The sequence below is a fragment of the Streptomyces sp. NBC_00076 genome (assembly GCF_045041235.1).
Classification (GTDB): Bacteria; Actinomycetota; Actinomycetes; order Streptomycetales; family Streptomycetaceae; genus Streptomyces.
In genome coordinates this window covers 604,127-619,708 of sequence record NZ_CP108242.1, presented here as the reverse complement: position 1 = coordinate 619,708, position 15,582 = coordinate 604,127, and the positions used below count along the sequence as shown (strand labels likewise).

Annotated in this window: 14 protein-coding genes; 7 read left to right on the top strand and 7 right to left on the bottom strand. The window is 68.1% G+C overall.

Annotated elements, in window-relative coordinates; translation table 11 throughout:
* Positions 1-34: 34 nt before the first annotated feature.
* The 4 genes from OHA64_RS03075 to OHA64_RS03060 form a co-directional block, all read right to left on the bottom strand.
* Complete coding sequence (locus OHA64_RS03075; protein WP_405623837.1) at positions 35-1,216, bottom strand: PP2C family protein-serine/threonine phosphatase; 1,182 nt, start codon at positions 1,214-1,216, stop codon at positions 35-37.
* Positions 1,217-1,597: 381 nt separating this feature from the next.
* Positions 1,598-2,131: a TerD family protein gene (locus OHA64_RS03070; protein WP_405607387.1), complete on the bottom strand. Its 534-nt coding sequence runs from the start codon at positions 2,129-2,131 to the stop codon at positions 1,598-1,600.
* A gap of 343 nt (positions 2,132-2,474) precedes the next feature.
* Positions 2,475-2,960, bottom strand: a complete 486-nt coding sequence (locus OHA64_RS03065; RefSeq protein ID WP_405607384.1) for a hypothetical protein — start codon at positions 2,958-2,960, stop codon at positions 2,475-2,477.
* Positions 2,927-3,430: an NAD(P)-binding protein gene (locus OHA64_RS03060; protein ID WP_405623836.1), complete on the bottom strand. Its 504-nt coding sequence runs from the start codon at positions 3,428-3,430 to the stop codon at positions 2,927-2,929. Before OHA64_RS03060 ends, OHA64_RS03065 begins: the two co-directional genes overlap by 34 nt.
* Positions 3,431-3,706: 276 nt before the next feature.
* Between OHA64_RS03060 and OHA64_RS03055 the strand changes: the two genes are divergently transcribed.
* Together OHA64_RS03055 and OHA64_RS03050 are read left to right on the top strand one after the other, a co-directional pair.
* Complete coding sequence (locus OHA64_RS03055; RefSeq protein WP_405607381.1) at positions 3,707-4,912, top strand: lactonase family protein; 1,206 nt, start codon at positions 3,707-3,709, stop codon at positions 4,910-4,912.
* A 205-nt stretch (positions 4,913-5,117) separates the two neighbouring features.
* Positions 5,118-7,532, top strand: a complete 2,415-nt coding sequence (locus OHA64_RS03050; protein ID WP_405623835.1) for an alpha-L-fucosidase — start codon at positions 5,118-5,120, stop codon at positions 7,530-7,532.
* 342 nt (positions 7,533-7,874) lie between these two features.
* Here OHA64_RS03050 and OHA64_RS03045 read toward each other — a convergent pair whose 3' ends face one another.
* From OHA64_RS03045 to OHA64_RS03035, 3 genes are read right to left on the bottom strand one after another with little or no spacing between them, the layout of a single operon-like run.
* A complete protein-coding gene (locus tag OHA64_RS03045; protein ID WP_405607378.1) occupies positions 7,875-8,276 on the bottom strand; it encodes an arsenate reductase ArsC in 402 nt (133 codons plus the stop codon).
* Positions 8,269-9,390, bottom strand: a complete 1,122-nt coding sequence (gene arsB / locus OHA64_RS03040; RefSeq protein WP_405607375.1) for an ACR3 family arsenite efflux transporter — start codon at positions 9,388-9,390, stop codon at positions 8,269-8,271. Before arsB ends, OHA64_RS03045 begins: the two co-directional genes overlap by 8 nt.
* Positions 9,387-9,779, bottom strand: coding sequence for an ArsR/SmtB family transcription factor (locus tag OHA64_RS03035; RefSeq protein ID WP_405607372.1), 393 nt, complete (start codon positions 9,777-9,779; stop codon positions 9,387-9,389). Before OHA64_RS03035 ends, arsB begins: the two co-directional genes overlap by 4 nt.
* Before the next feature lie 106 nt (positions 9,780-9,885).
* On the opposite strand from OHA64_RS03035, the gene arsM reads away from it, so the two are divergent.
* The 5 genes from arsM to OHA64_RS03010 all read left to right on the top strand — a co-directional run bounded on the left by arsM (position 9,886) and on the right by OHA64_RS03010 (position 15,556).
* On the top strand, positions 9,886-10,782 hold the full coding sequence (gene arsM, locus OHA64_RS03030; RefSeq protein WP_405607369.1) for an arsenite methyltransferase: 897 nt from the start codon (positions 9,886-9,888) through the stop codon (positions 10,780-10,782).
* A 414-nt stretch (positions 10,783-11,196) separates the two neighbouring features.
* Positions 11,197-12,204, top strand: coding sequence for a LacI family DNA-binding transcriptional regulator (locus OHA64_RS03025; RefSeq protein WP_405607366.1), 1,008 nt, complete (start codon positions 11,197-11,199; stop codon positions 12,202-12,204).
* Between the two features lie 132 nt (positions 12,205-12,336).
* Positions 12,337-13,617, top strand: a complete 1,281-nt coding sequence (locus OHA64_RS03020) for an extracellular solute-binding protein (protein ID WP_405607363.1) — start codon at positions 12,337-12,339, stop codon at positions 13,615-13,617.
* 201 nt (positions 13,618-13,818) lie between these two features.
* Positions 13,819-14,643 (top strand): carbohydrate ABC transporter permease, encoded by an 825-nt coding sequence (locus OHA64_RS03015; RefSeq protein ID WP_405607360.1) that lies wholly within the window; start codon positions 13,819-13,821, stop codon positions 14,641-14,643.
* 1 nt (position 14,644) lies between these two features.
* Positions 14,645-15,556, top strand: a complete 912-nt coding sequence (locus tag OHA64_RS03010; protein WP_405607357.1) for a carbohydrate ABC transporter permease — start codon at positions 14,645-14,647, stop codon at positions 15,554-15,556.
* The last annotated feature ends 26 nt before the right edge of the window (positions 15,557-15,582 follow it).

The window sequence follows — 15,582 nt, the reverse complement described above, 5'->3', positions numbered from 1 at the left end:
GCCGCCCGTGGCACTCAGCCGGCGGGGTGCGGGGTCATAGGCGGATGACGATCAGGGCGATGTCGTCGCGGGCACCGCTGCTGACGCCGAGGTGCGCGAGCAAGTCGTCGGCGAGATGTTCGGGGGCGTGACGAGCACGAGGGGCGAGCGCGTCGGTGAGGCGTCGCAGGCCGACATCGATGTCCTCGCCGCGGCGTTCGATGAGACCGTCGGTGTAGAGCACGAACGTGTCGCCAGGGGTGTAGGGCAGGTCGGCCTGCGGGCGGGGGACGGGGTTGGGGCGGGCCCCCAGCGGAGGGTCGGTGGCCTGGTCGAGAAGTGCGTAGGTGCCGTCTGGGTGGAGCAGGACGGGGGGCGGGTGGCCGGCGCTGCTGTACGTGATGCGGCGAGCGTGGGTGTCGACGACGGCCTGGACGACGGTGGTGGCCAGTGCACCCTCCACGTAGCGCGCATACAGGCCCAGGACGTCCAGGGCCCTCGCGGGCCGTTCGACGGCCCGGACGGAGGCGGACAGCGCGCTGCGGAGCATGCCCATGACCGCGGCGGCCTCCAGCCCGTGGCCCACGACGTCACCGACCGCGACGGCGAATCTGTTCTCGGGCAGGTCGACCACCTCGTACCAGTCGCCGCACACGTTCAGTGACCCGGCGGCGGGCAGGTAGCGGACCGCGGTGTCCCGGTGCCGGGCCAGGTGGGGCGAGTGGAGCATGGCCTCCTGCAAGGTGACGGCGACCTGGCGTTCCCGGGCGTGGGCCTGGCGCAGTTCCTCGCTCAGTCGCTTGAGCTCGCGCGCCCGCCCGAACAGTTCGACCTCCATCGCCTCCACGTCACTGAGCACCCCGCCTTCTCGCGGGCGTGGGCGGGAGAGGATGAACGAGGTCACGTCCTCCCCCCGGTGGATGATCCACTCCACCTGCCCATCCGGCCCGAGCACCGGGGTGTTGATCGCGGACCACCACCGCTCCTCGAACAGGCCGGGCCGGTCGGCAACGGGAATGTCGTACTTCATCGGCGCCATCGTGTCCTGCTCCTTCGAGCGCAGGACACGATGCAGGGAGGCATGCAGATTCCGCACCCCGTCGGCGCCCGGATCCGCCGGATTGTCCGGGAAGGCATCGAAGAGGTACCGCCCGAGCAGATCCTCCCGAGTACGGCCGGTCACCCGGCAGGCCGCCTCATTGACGTCGGCGAGCACCAGATCCGGGCCCAGCACCATATAGGGGCTGGGGGTGACCGCGAACAGCGCCTGGTAGTCGATCCCCGGCCTCGCCACACCGTGCGGCCGCGCATCTCCATCAGGGCTGTTGTCGTCCCTCACTATTACGTTCTACCGTCCGTCGGCGCCCTCGGCACCTGGACACAGCCTGCCCTCGGCTTCAGGGCTGCTTTCAGGAAGCTGCTCCGGGTGATCTGCGGCGTGATGGCGCGCCTGCGTATGCGGTGGCGGTAGACGTCGTGGTCGTAGCCACGGCCGGCGGACAGCGTGTGGGGCTCGCACTGGGACGGCCCCGCTCGCCCGGTGACGGCCCCATGGCGTCGATCGAGGGGACGAGCTGGGTGACGGTCGTACGGTTCACCCTTCGGCGTTGCTGCTTACTCAGGGATACCGGGTGCTGCCCATCTCGGCGGTGAAGATCACGGGATCGCTGTCGAACCCTCGGAGCATCTCGTGGAACTCCCACGTTCCGGAGGCGTTCCTGGTGAACTCCGCGACCGTCGCGGCGGTGTGTCCGGAGAGCTGTGCGAAGTTGTCCTTCAGTAGCTCCCGGTACCCCTCGACAACAAGAACTCCGGCGTCAGAAATGTCACCGAACGTTTTGAAGCCGCTGTTCTGATGGATCGCCACACCCACCACCACCCGTGCGAAGGAGGAAGCGAGTCGATCGAGTTCCAGGGTCATCGCTTCGACGTAGCCGAAGCCCTGACCGGTCTGGCTGTGCCGACTCATGTTGATGGTGCCGTCCGGTGAGCGGCTGTCGAAGTGGACGATGTACACCGGCTGCCCGAAGGGGTCGTCCGCCGAGTAGGTTGCGGCGATGATGTCGAGATGATGAGGTGGCCGATCCCAGGGACTCGGGTCCCATTTGAGCCGGACCTCGGCCTTCCTGACTCCGTGGTTGTCGCTGCTCACGAAAATTGCTGCCTCTCTCATTTCAAGCCACCACTGGATGGCACCCCCATGGGCAAGTATGGCTCTTGGCCGTCCTGTTGAAGCCTCGGGCGAGCTCGCGACCGGGCTGGTCCCGTCCTCAGGCCGCGGACGGTGGAAGGCGTAGAGGCCACATGGCGAGCTGCGGGGTGCGTATGACCGCGCCCCTCTGCGATGCCATCGCGGCCGGCCGGCCGGGCCCGCAGTCAAACGCCGTCGCCCGCGGGGACAGACTGACGTCGGGCCCGACCGGCCGCACCCAGCGCCGTTCGTCGATGCCGGGGGAGGCCAGGCTCGTGATCTCGCGATGCCGGCGGGCCGCCGCTCAGGCCGCGAGGTCCTCCAGTGCGTCGCGCTCCAGGGCGGCGGAAGCGGCGACGACGCCGCCCATGATGGCGCCGCTGACGCCGGCCGACGCCACGTCCTCGCCGGTGAGGAGGAGACCGGGAACGTGGGTGTGGGCGCCGAGGTCACGCAGGGCGAACCGCTCCGGGGTGTGGGCCAGGGACATGAAGTCGCCCCTCTCCCTGCCGAGGAAGTGGTTGAAGCTGAGCGGAGTCGCCAGCTCGGTGTGGTCGATGCGGCCCTCCAGCTGGGGACAGAAACGGAGGACCTGGCCCAGCAGTTCCTCGGTCAGCCTGTCCTTGAGGTGCTCGTAGTCGGCGCCCCGGCGCATCCAGGTGCTCCCCGCGTACGGCTCGAACAACGACCAGGTGGTCAGCCCCGCGATGTCGATGGTGGTGCGTCCCGGGTAACGGCTCTCCCACGACGGGTCCTTCAGGGACGGGAAGGTGAGGAAGTACGTCGGCATGGCGTGGTGCTCGGGGTCCGCCTCGAACGCGGCTGTCTCGCCGTCGATGTCGGGTCCGGCGTGGGCCCAGATGTTGGCCGGATCCAGGTCGAGCCGGTCACCGGATTCGCGGATGCCGATGTTGAGCGTGACGTACGTCTGTGAAGGGCCGATGGCGGGGCGAGGTAGGGGCGAGCCGTGCGGTTCGCCGTGTGGACCATGTCGACGTACCGGTCGATGGCCCCGGACTCGAGAGGGAAGTACTCCTTCATCCGGTCCTTGAACTGCCGCACGCCGGACCGGTATTCGTACTCCCGGTCCGCGATGAAGACCCGGTTGTAGACGTCCGGCATGGGCGCCCACTCCAGTTTTCCGGCGTCCCATTCGTATCCGGCGCGCCGGAAGGTCTGGGTGGCGCCGCCCGCCGTCGAGTGCTTCTCCAGCACGAGTACGCGTCGTCCGGTCCGGGCAAGGAAGGCGGCTGTTGTCAGGCCGCCGATCCCGGAACCGATGACGATCGCGGCCCACGTCTGGCCGGCCGTGCTGCGGTGGTAGCTCTCACCGATACTTACGCGGTGTCTCCCTCATCTCGGCCCTTGACCGGGCCGGAGTCTCCATATGCTCCGGGCAGGGGCCCAAGCGCCCTGGCGCTTCGGCGGAGGTGACCGGTTCTTACGAGACGCTGACGCTGCCCCCTCTTGCCCTCTGCCTCGGCGTCACATCGGCCACTCTGGTCACGCACAGTTCCCGGACCAGAGGAGTCGCACATGAGCAGGCACAACAAGCGCAGGTCGAAGCTGCGCAAGAGGATGACCGTTTTCGGCGGTGGCACGGTGGCTGTCGCGGCGGTCGTGGCCACGGTCAACGTGGCTTCCGCAGGCCAGGTTTCGACCACCCCGAGCGTCGCCTCGAAAGCCGACCACGCCGTCTTCGTCCAGGGCAACGAACTGGCCGGGAACACCATCCACGTCTTCCGGCGTGGCGACGACGGCAAGCTGACCGCCGCGGGCAAGTACGCCACCGGTGGCAAGGGCGGCGACCAGGTCGACGCGCCCACCGACTCGCTGGCCTCGCAGGGGTCGCTGGTCTACGACGACCGGTCCGGTCGGCTCCTGGCGGTCAACGCGGGCAGCGGCACGCTGACGTCCTTCGCCGTGCAGGGTCAGAAAATGACGGATCGCCAGACGGTGCCCACCGGGGGTGACTTCCCCGCCGCCATCACCGTCTCGGGCGATCTCGCCTACGTCATGAACGCGGGCGGCGCCGGAAGTGTCCAGGGCTTCAGGATCACCTCGACGGGGCTGAAGCCGCTGAGCGGTTCGTACCGAAGCCTGGGGCTGGAGAACGAGACGGTGCCGCTCTTCAGTAGCTCACCGGGACAGGTGGCCTTCACGCCGGACGGCCGGAACCTGGTCGTCACCACCAAGTCGGCCAACACCATCGAGGTCTTCCCCATAGGACGGGACGGCCGCCCGGCGCGCGCACCCGTCGTGAACAAGTCGGCGGGCAAGGTGCCCTTCGCCATCGCCTTCGACAAGTCCGGCCGCATGCTGGTCGCCGAGGCCGCCGAGTCCACGGTCAGTACATACAAGGTGCGGCACGACGGGGCGTTGAAGGCGGTCCAGAAGCCCTTGGCCAATGGGCAGGACACTCTGTGCTGGCTGGAGCGCGCGGGTGACTTCTTCTACGGCGGCAACACCGGTAACTCGACCGTCACCGGCTACCGCATGGACGCGCGTGGCCGACTCGCGCTGACCAACGAGGCGGGCATCGCCGCCGCGCCGTCCGGGAAGTCGCAGGGGGTCATCGACCTCGCCGTCGCCGCCGACAGGTTCGTCTACGTCCAGAACGCGACCTCCGGCACCGTCGACGGCTTCCGGGTCGGACGCAACGGCGCCCTCATCAAGATCACGACGGTCACAGGACTGCCCGCCTTCGCCGAGTCCGGCATGGAGGGCATCACCGCGGTGTGACGGAACTGCTGGGCGGGTCGGACGCACCGGGCGCGTTCACAGTGTGCCCCGGTGCGTCGGGTGGGGAGCATCCGAGCCTGGCCTGATCACGCGGCGTCCGTCGGCGTGACGTTCCGGTACCCCGGCCGTCGATGCCGATAGATCCTATCTATTTGCCAATCCGTGATGCTTGAAGGCTTCATTGACAAGCGTGCGTCCCGCTTCCATGATCTGGACATCCGATGAATGGAGACCCCCAGTGCATGAATCCGGTTCATTCGTGAGACGCCGAGTACTCGGAGCAGCTGCGGGGGTCGCCGCTGCGGGCGTGCTCCCCACGGCCGCCCCGTCCCTGGCCGCGTCCGTCGCAGGGACGGACAGCGTGGGGGAGTCGGCTGCGGGGGTGGACACGGGTGCCGTCTGGGGTGCCGTCCCGGACCCCGTGCCTGTCCCGCTCGACGCCTATGCCGACAATGACGGAATCGACACCGCCGCCGCGCGCGGCGGAGACTTCGACGGCTCCGGCTACACCTTCCCCGGGGAAGAACTCCCGGCCGGCCGCGTCGAAGTCGACGGGGTGCCCTACCTCTTCCCGTCGTCCGGCTCAGGCGCGAACAACGTGGTCGCGATGGGGCAGCGCATCGAGCTCCCCAAGGGCCGCTATCTGTCGCTGCTGTTCCTGGCGGCCGGCAGCTACGGTGACGCGTCCGGTACGGCGACGGTGAACTACGCCGACGGATCGACGACCACGGCCCCACTCGGCGGCCCCGACTGGTACGCGACGGGCGGCTCGCTCTCCACGCCGTACCGCTACGCCCCTGACGGCAGCAAGGACGAGCACCGCGTAGGCATCGGCTCGACGGAGGTGTGGTGTGACCCCCGGCGCGAGGCCGTCGCGGTCACCCTGCCCGTCAGCCACCAACCAGAGGCGAACCAGACCTCGCTCCACGTCTTCGCACTCACCGTCCAACCGGCCGCCCAAGGCAAGGCCTTGGCGCTGCGCAACGCCCACTCCACCGTGTCGCTGCTCGGATCCGCCGGCGCCCAGAGCGTCGAGGCGACTCTGGTCAACGCCGGCACGGATCCCGTCCTGGCAGTGGACGGCGTGACTGTGAGCGTCGACGTACCCGGCGCCCGCACCGTGCTGGCATCGTCAGTACCGCGCCTCGATCCAGGCGAACAGAGCCGACTCCGCATCGGAATACGCAATCGGGCACAGACCGCACCCGGAACCCAGCAGGACGGCCGTGTCATCGCCTCCGGGATCGGCGGGCAGGCCGCCGTCGCGCCGAGCAAGCTCACCCTCGGGACGGCGGACTACGAACCGACGGACGCATCTCTGGGTCGGCACCAGGCGCCGTACTGGTTCAGCGATGCCAAGTTCGGCATCTTCATCCACTGGGGCGTCTACTCCGTCCCGGCCTGGTCGCCCGTCGGCAAGCAGTACGCCGAGTGGTACTGGAACCACATGCAGGACCCCAACAACGACGTGTACGCCTACCATGCGCAGAAGTACGGCGAGGACTTCGCCTACGACGACTTCATCCCCATGTTCCGGGCAGAGCGGTTCGATCCGCGGTCGTGGGTGGAGCTGTTCCGGGACGCGGGCGCGCAGTACCACGTACTGACCTCGAAGCATCACGAGGGCTTCGCACTGTGGGACACCAAGCTCTCCGACCGCAACGCGGTGAAGATGGGGCCCCGGCGGGATCTGGTACGCGAACTCTTCGACGCGTCCACGAAGTACACGCCGGAGCTGCACCGCGGGCTGTACTTCTCGATGCCGGAGTTTTTCAACCCCGACCAGCCCTGGATGGGACACGCTCCGCGCAATCCCTACACCCTCGAACCGGTGCCGTACACCGGATACACCTCCGGCAAGGACTTCGTGAAGGGCTATCAGGCCCCGCAGATGCTGGAGCTGATCCACAACTACAGCCCGGAGCTGCTGTGGTGCGACATCGGCGGGGCCAACGACAGCCGCAATGTCCTGGCCGAGTACTTCAACCACGCGAAGAAGAGCCGTGTGCCGGCCGACGTGACGATCAACGACCGGTCCGGCATCCCCTTCCACGACTTCACCACGCCCGAGTACACGACCTACGCGAACACCGTTGTGGCGAAGTGGGAGTCCAGCCGGGGCCTCGACCCGTTCAGCTACGGCTACAACCAGGCCACGCCGGACGACGCTTACATGACCACGGAGCAGGTGGTGCAGAGCCTGGTCGACATCGTCTCCAAGAACGGCAACTTCCTCCTCGACATCGGCCCACGAGCGGACGGCACGATCCCGCAGATCATGCAGACCCGACTGCGCGAGACGGGCCACTGGTTGAAGGTCAACGGTGAGGCCATCTTCGACACCACCTACTGGTCACGCATGGCGCAGCTCGGCGAGGACCTCCGTTTCACGGTGCGGCAGGGCAAGGCGTTCTACATCCACTCCCTGGCCAAGCCGGGAAGCCGGCTGACCGTCGAGGCGCCGGTGCCCATCCGCAGCGGGGACAAGGTCACCATGCTCGGCTACAACCGGCCGCTTACCTGGACCCAGAAAGACGGAGCACTGGTCATCGAGGTACCGGCGGCGGCTCGGACGGCGGGGGAGCACGTGTGGGTCTTCAAGGTGGAGTGGCGCAGCTGATCGCCCAGCCGGCCCCTCATTGGCATCCGCACAGGTGATCAGAAGGTCACGTCGAGGATCTCGCGCACCTCTTCGACCGTCGGTTGCCGAGGCGCTTTTCGGGTGACGGCGTCGGCCACGGCGCCCTCCGCGATCGAAGCGGCATGCCGCGGCTCACAGCCAAGTCGCGCGGCGGCTGCTCGATGTCGAGGGCGCCGCAGATCTCCCGCACCGCGTCGATGGCGGCTCGCGCACAGCCGCCGTCGGCGGGCGGCGTCAGGTCGCGACCACCCCGATGTCCTGCCCTCGGCCCACTTCTTCGACGAGTGGCCCGGGGCATCGGGCGCGCAGGAGGAGCAGCACTCACAAGAGTTCGGCCAGCAGGCCGCGGATCCGCTGCTCGATCTCGTCCCGGATCGGCCGGACCGCCTCGACCCCCTGTCCGGCCGGATCGTCGAGCTTCCAGTCGAGGTACCGCTTCCCCGGGAAGACGGGGCAGGTGTCGCCGCAGCCCATGGTGACCACCACGTCGGACGCCTGCACGGCTTCCACCGTCAACACCTTCGGCTTCTCGGCGGACAGGTCGATTCCCGCCTCCGCCATGGCCTGCACGGCGGCCGAGTTCACGGCGTCGGCCGGTGCGGACCCGGCGGAACGGACCTCGACGCGGCCCTGGGAGAGGTGGGTGAGGAAGGCGGCGGCCATCTGCGAACGCCCGGCGTTGTGGACGCACACGAACAGCACGGACGGCTTGGACTCAGACACGGGCGGGACCTTCCGGAGGGACGGCCGGCCGGGCCGTCGCAGGGGACTGCGGGAAGAAGCGGCGGGCGGCCAGGGCGACATGGACCAGGCCGATGAGGACGGGGACCTCGATCAGGGGGCCGACGACTCCCGCGAGGGCCTGACCGGAGGTCGCGCCGAAGGTGGCGATGGCGACCGCGATGGCGAGCTCGAAGTTGTTGCCCGCCGCGGTGAACGCGAGCGTCGTCGCCCTCGGGTAGTCGAGGCCGACCGCGCGACCGGCCGCCATGGAGCCGGCCCACATCAGCGCGAAGTACACCAGCAGGGGCAGCGCGATGCGGGCGACATCCAGCGGCTTGGAGGTGATGGCGTCACCTTGGAGGGCGAACAGCACGACGATCGTGAACAGCAGCCCGTACAAGGCGAACGGGCCGACGCGCGGGATCAGCATCGTCTCGTACCAGATGCGGCCCTTGGCCTTCTCGCCCAGTCGGCGGGTGAGGAACCCGGCCAGCAGCGGGATGCCGAGGAAGATCAGCACGGAGCGGGCGATCTCCCACACCGACACGTCGAGCGAGGTCTGCTCCAGGCCGAGCCAACCGGGCAGCACATTCAGGTAGAACCAGCCCAGCGCGGCGAACGCGATCACCTGGAACACGGAGTTCAGGGCGACCAGGACGGCAGCGGCCTCACGGTCGCCGCAGGCCAGGTCGTTCCAGATGATGACCATCGCGATGCAGCGGGCGAGGCCGACGATGATCAGACCGGTGCGGTACTCGGGCAGGTCCGGCAGGAACGTCCAGGCAAGGGCGAACATCAGCGCCGGTCCGACGATCCAGTTCAGGACCAGGGACGGGATCAGCAGGCGGCGGTCGCGGGTGACGGTGTCCAGGCGGTCGTAGCGGACCTTCGCGAGGACCGGATACATCATCACGAGCAGGCCGAGCGCGATCGGCAGCGACACCCCGGTGACGGTGACCTTAGCGAGCGCGTCCCCGAGGCCGGGAACGAGGCGGCCCAGGCCGAGTCCGGCGGCCATCGCGGCGAGGATCCACACCGCGAGGAAGCGGTCCAGGAACGACAGCCTCCGGGCCACCGGCCCGGCCGCCGCCGCGGTGACGGTCGTCTCGCTCACGAGGCTGTCCCGGCGGGCTCGGCAGCGGGGGTGCCGGGGCGGGTGAGGACGGCGGCCAGTCGGTCGGTCGTGGCGGGCAGCAGCCGGTAGTACACCCACGTGCCGCGCCGTTCGGAGTCGATCAATCCGGCCTGCTTCAGCAGCTTCAGGTGGTGGGAGATCGTCGGCTGCGACAGGTCGAACGCGGGGGTCAGGTCACACACGCAGATCTCCCCGCCGTCCCGCGAGGCGATCATCGACAGCAGTCGCAGCCGCACCGGGTCGCCCAGGGCCTTGAAGACCCGGGCCAGGCCGGTGGCCGTCTCTTCGTCCAAGGGGGCGGTCAGGAGGGTCGGGCAGCAGTCGTCGGTGTCGTCCTGGCCGAGCAACGCAAGCTCTTGTTTCGACATGCTTCTACGTTGACGTTTTTCGATTCAAGACGCAAGGTTGAATCGAAGAGCATGAATACAAACCGGTCCGGGCCCCGCCAGGCCCAGTCATCGAGGAGTGAAGACCATGACCGAGCAGTCCATGCATCTGCGCGAGACCGTCCGCCGGCGTTACGCCGCAGCCGCGATCCAGGTCACCGAGGGCGGATCCGCCTGCTGCGGGCCGGCCGCGATCGAGATCGACGACACCTTCGGCTCCGCCCTCTACGCCGACGGCGAGCGCGACGCCCTGCCCGCCGAGGCCGTCGCCGCTTCCCTCGGCTGCGGCAACCCCACCGCGGTCGCCGACCTGAACGAGGGCGACCGCGTCCTGGACCTCGGCTCCGGCGGCGGCATCGACGTCCTGCTCTCCGCCCGCCGGGTTGGCCCCACCGGCAAGGCGTACGGCCTGGACATGACCGAGGAGATGCTGGCGCTGGCGCTGGCCAACCAGAAGAAGGCCGGTGCCGCCAACGTCGAGTTCCTCAAGGGCACCATCGAGGCGATCCCCCTCCCGGCCGAGACGATCGACGTGGTGATCTCCAACTGCGTCATCAACCTGTCCACCGACAAGCAGTCGGTCTTCGCCGAGACCTACCGGGTCCTGGTCCCCGGCGGCCGGATCGGGATCTCCGATGTCGTCGCCGACGACACTCTCACCCCCGTCCAGCGGGCCGAACGCGGCGACTACGTAGGCTGCATCGCGGGCGCCCTCTCCTTCACCGAATACCGCGTGGGGCTCGAAGCGGCCGGATTCACCGACATCGAGATCACCCCGACCCACCCCGTCGCGGACGGGATGCACTCCGCCATCGTCCGGGCCACCAAGCCTCAGACCGTGCACCCGGGCCGGCAGGGCGGCGCCACCGACCCGGTCGAGTGCTGCGGTGTCACCGCCTGTTGCACCCCCGGCGAGCAGGCCACCGCCCCTTCGGTGACGGCCGTCGAAGCGAAGTCCGCGGCCGGCTGCGGCTGCGAAGCCTGAGCTGGGGGCGCATTCTCCCGGGTCGTCGTGAGCCCGGCGGCGTCCGGGTCGCGCATGGGCCGCAGGCCGCCGCCGGTTGGAGGGGAGGCGGTGCAGCCGTAATGCCCGCGCACGTCTTCTGGGCCGCACTCGTGCTGCCGTACTTCGCCAGATGCGCGAAGGATCGGAGAAGCGATGGCGAAGCTCAAGCCGCAGAAAGTATCAGATTGCTCACTTAGCTCTGTATTTCTGGAAGTTGAGCCGCAGCTCGGCAGACCAGGCGACGGTCCCCGTTTCCGTGTCGCGTCGACATTGCTCGGCCACGAGTTCGTAACGAGCCGTTGACAGGCACGCCCCGCGGGGCGCAATCTCATCCCGCACTCACTTGCCAAAACGATTGGGCATGACATGGGCGGGCGGATCGGGATCAAAGACGTGGCGGCAGCCGCGGGTGTCTCGGCCACGACCGTCTCCCACATCCTCAACGAGGTCGAGGGCAAGCGCATCAATGCCGAAACCCGGCAGAGGGTGCTCGAAACGGCCCGCGAGCTGGGGTATGCGCCGAACGGACTGGCGCGAGGGCTGCGGCTGAAGCGGTCGAACACGATCGGCTTCGTCAGCGACCAGATCGCCACCACCCCGCACGCCGGCCGGATCATCCTGGGAGCCCAGGAGGAAGCGGCCAAGCATGACCTGTTGCTGCTCATGCTGAACACCGGCGGCGATCAGGAGCTGGAGCGCAGGGAGATCGAACTGCTGCTGCAGCGCCAGGTCGACGGCGTGCTGTACGCGTCCATGTACCACCGGGTCGTGGAAGTGCCACAGCTGCTGCGGTCGGTCCCCACAGTGCTGCTGGACGCGCGCTCGAACGACCCCGGCGTGCCCTCGGCCGTGCCCGACGAGGTCCAGGGCGGTGAGACGGCGGTGCGCGAGCTGATCCGCCACGGCCACCGCCGGATCGGCTTCATCAACAACGTCGACGACATCCCGGCCACCCACGGGCGCCTGGAGGGCTACCGGCGAGCCCTCGCCGAGGCGGGCATCCCCGAAGACCCCCGGCTGGTGGTGAGGGTGACCACCGACGCCGCCGGCGGGTACCAGGCAGCACTTCGACTGCTGCGGGCGGATGCACGACCCACCGCGTTGTTCTGCTTCGCCGACCGGGTGGCGATGGGTGTCTACCGCGCCGCTGCCGAACTGGGATTGTCGATCCCGGAAGACCTGTCGGTGATCGGATTCGACGACCAGGAACTGATCTGTGACGGCTTGTTCCCCGGGCTGACCACCGTGGCCCTGCCGCACTACGAAATGGGGGCGCGGGCGGTCGCACAACTGCTCGCGCTCACGGGCGTGCGGGACCAGGGGACTGGTCCGGCCGCTCAGGAGATGCTGCCCTGCCCGCTGGTGGCACGGGCATCGGTCACTTCGCCGCCCCGACTCTGACCCCGGAACGGCGAAGCACCACCGATCAGGCGGCCGTCACTACCGGCCGCCGGCACGGTCTGCCAGGACCGTGCCCAGTGAAATTGGAGGACGCTAGTGAACCCAGTGGAATCGAGAACCAGGCGCCTCGCGGTGTCGAGCATAGCCGCCGTGGCCGCGGCGACGCTCGTGGCCGGCTGCGGCGGTGCTGGGAGCACCGGCTCCTCAGGCGCCGACGGCAACACCCTGACCCTGTGGACGCACAACGCCGGCAACGCCGCCGAGTACGGCGTCGTGAAGCAGATCGTCAAGGACTTCAACGCCAGTCAGAGCACGTACAAGGTCAAGATCCAGGCGTTCCCGCAGGGTTCCTACAACGACTCGGTGGTGGCCGCGGCTTCGGCCAGGAAACTGCCCTGCATCCTCGACGTCGACGGCCCCAACGTCCCGAACTGGGCCTGGGGCGGGTACCTCGCGCCGCTGGATCTGTCCAAGGGCCAGGTCCCGGTGAAGAGCCAACTGCCCAGCACCGTCGGCACGTACCAGGACAAGACCTATGCGTCAGGGTTCTACGACGTCGCCCTCACCCTGTACTCCCGCAAGTCGGTCCTGAAGAAGTACGGCATCCGCGTCCCCACCCTCGACAAGCCCTGGACCAAGACCGAGTTCATGGACGCGCTCGCCAAGATCAAGGCGGGCGGCAGGTTCACCAATGCGCTGGACCTCGGCACGGGTGACCCCGGCGAATGGTGGCCGTACGCCTACTCACCGATGCTGCAGAGCTTCGGCGGTGACCTGATCGACCGCTCCACCTACAAGACCGCCAAGGGCGAGCTCAACGCTGACAAGGCCGTCGAGTGGGGCAAGTGGTTCCGCTCGCTGGTCACGAAGGGCTACGCGCCGCAGAAGTCCGGCAAGAGCCCGGGCGACGACTTCCGCAACGGCAAGACCGCCATCCAGTGGGACGGCAGCTGGTCGGGCCAGGCCAATGTCGACAAGTTCGGCAGCGACCTGGCGATCCTCCCGCCGGTCGACTTCGGCAACGGACCGAAGATCGGCGGAGCCTCCTGGCAGTGGGGCATGAGCTCGACCTGCTCCAACAAGGAAGGCGCCCAGGCGTATCTGAACTTCTCCCGGCAGACGAAGTACTTCGTGGACTTCGCCAAGGCAACCGGCACCATCCCCGCCACCGACGCGGCAGCCCAGCAGTCGAAGGGGTACGAGACGGGCGGCCAGTTCAACGTCTTCCTCAAGGAAGCGCAGAAGTTCGCGGTGGTCCGGCCCGTCACCCCGGCCTACCCCTACATCTCCACGGTGTTCTCCAAGACGGCCATGGACATCCTGGCCGGCGCCGACGTCAAGGGCGCCCTTGACCAGGCCGTGAGTCAGATCGACAACAACCTGTCGACCAGCAACTACTCCGCCGGCAGCTGACCGAGTCCGCCCGTCCCGGTGGATGCGGTTCCTCCCCTCCGCCTCCGCCGGGCCACGTACCCGCCTGGATGTCCCATGGCCACCACACTGACCCCACTGTCCACTCGACCCGCCGCCAGTGCCCCACTTACTCGACGCGCGACGCAGGGGCGTGCACGGCGCAGGGAAAGCCTCGCCGCCCTCGGCATGGTGAGCCCTGCCGTGTTCCTCCTGCTGCTGTTCTTCGTCATCCCGGTGGTGCTGGCCTTCGCGCTGGCGTTCACCAATGCCCGCCTGGTCTCCCCGGTCCCGGCCCAGTTCACGGGACTGCAGAACTTCCGCACACTGCTGGGCGACCCGCTGTTCTACAAGTCGCTGCGCAACACCTTCTACTTCGCCGCGGTCGTCGTCCCGCTGCAGGGCGGCCTGGCGCTGGTGCTAGCACTCCTCGTCAACGCCAAGGTCAAAGGCGTCAACTTCTTCCGCACCGTCTACTTCATCCCGGTCGTCACCTCCATGGTGGTGGTGTCCATCCTGTGGACGTTCATGTACCAGAAGACCGGGCTGGTCAACGAGCTCATCTCCCACCTCACCCTCGGCCTCGTGCACGGACCGGACTGGCTGAACAACCCGTCCACGTCCATGCCCGCCATCATCCTCATGTCCGTCTGGCAGGGCGTCGGATTCCACATGATCATCTGGCTGGCCGGACTCCAGACCATCCCGCAGGACCTGTACGAGGCAGCCGACATCGACGGCGCCACCCGCTGGGTGCGCTTCAGATACGTGACCTGGCCCGGCCTGCGCACCACCCGCACGTTCGTGCTCATCACCATCACGATCGCCGCGTTCAGCCTGTTCGCTCAGGTCAGCGTGATGACGCAGGGCGGGCCCCTGGACTCCACCACCACGGTCGTCTACCAGGCCGTGCAGACGGGATACGCGCAGCAGCAGACCGGATACGCGTCCGCGATCTCCCTCGCCTTCTTCGTCCTGGTGCTGGCCGTCTCCCTCGTACAACGCTTCCTCACCCGGGAGAAGGACTGACATGACCTCCGCATCCCCCACCCCCGCACCCCGGGGCCACCAGGGGTCGCTGCTGCGCTCGCTCGCCGTGCAGGCGGCGCGCATCGCGCTCGCGCTGTTCTTCGCCTTCCCGATCGTGTTCATGCTGGTGTCGTCGCTCAAGCCCGACCAGCAGATCTTCGGCGACCTGGACGGCGTCAAGGCGTTCCTGCCGGTCGGCCACCTGTCCCTGGACAACTACAGCGGAGTCTTCGACCGGGTGCCCGCCGCCCGGTTCCTGCTCAACTCCATCGGGATCTCCGCCGTCACCGTGGTCCTGGGCATCTTCGTCAACAGCCTTGCGGCGTTCGCCTTGTCACGGATGCGGTGGCGCGGCAAGAAGATCGTGCTCACCGCCGTGATCGCGACGCTGATCGTGCCGTTCGAGACCTTCGCCCTGCCGCTGGTGTGGTGGGTCAACCAACTGCCCTGGCTCCAGGTGAACGGCTTCCGACTCACCCTGACCGAGGGCTGGCTGGACACCTATCAGGTGCAGATCCTGCCTTTCGTCGCCAACGCCTTCTCCGTCTTCCTGTTCCATCAGTACTTCCAGAGCATCCCCAAGGAACTCGACGAAGCCGCCGTGATCGACGGGGCGAGCTGGTTCGGCATCTACCGGCGCATCGTCATGCCGCTGTCCGGTCCGGCGATCGCCACGGTGGCCATCCTGACCTTCCTGCCGGCCTGGAACTCCTACCTCTGGCCCCTGATGGTCGTCCAGAGCGAGAACCTGCGCCCGGTCATGGTCGGCATCCAGTACTTCTTCCAGCTCAACCCTTCCTGGGGCCAGATCATGGCCTACTCGTCGATGATCACTGTGCCGGTGCTCGCGCTGTTCGTGGCTTTTCAGCGGGCCTTCGTCAGCAGCATCGCCTCCAGCGGCGTCAAGGGCTGACCTCCGCCGGGCCCACGCCCCACGTT

What these genes read in the sequence shown, in the direction of transcription:
- arsM (WP_405607369.1), top strand. Translation starts at nt 9,886, where the DNA reads ATGACCGAGCAGTCCATGCATCTGCGCGAGACCGTCCGCCGGCGTTAC.
- OHA64_RS03035 (WP_405607372.1), bottom strand. Translation starts at nt 9,779, where the DNA reads ATGTCGAAACAAGAGCTTGCGTTGCTCGGCCAGGACGACACCGACGAC.
- OHA64_RS03065 (WP_405607384.1), bottom strand. Translation starts at nt 2,960, where the DNA reads ATGCCGACGTACTTCCTCACCTTCCCGTCCCTGAAGGACCCGTCGTGG.
- OHA64_RS03055 (WP_405607381.1), top strand. Translation starts at nt 3,707, where the DNA reads ATGAGCAGGCACAACAAGCGCAGGTCGAAGCTGCGCAAGAGGATGACC.
- OHA64_RS03050 (WP_405623835.1), top strand. Translation starts at nt 5,118, where the DNA reads ATGATCTGGACATCCGATGAATGGAGACCCCCAGTGCATGAATCCGGT.
- OHA64_RS03075 (WP_405623837.1), bottom strand. Translation starts at nt 1,216, where the DNA reads ATGGTGCTGGGCCCGGATCTGGTGCTCGCCGACGTCAATGAGGCGGCC.
- OHA64_RS03010 (WP_405607357.1), top strand. Translation starts at nt 14,645, where the DNA reads ATGACCTCCGCATCCCCCACCCCCGCACCCCGGGGCCACCAGGGGTCG.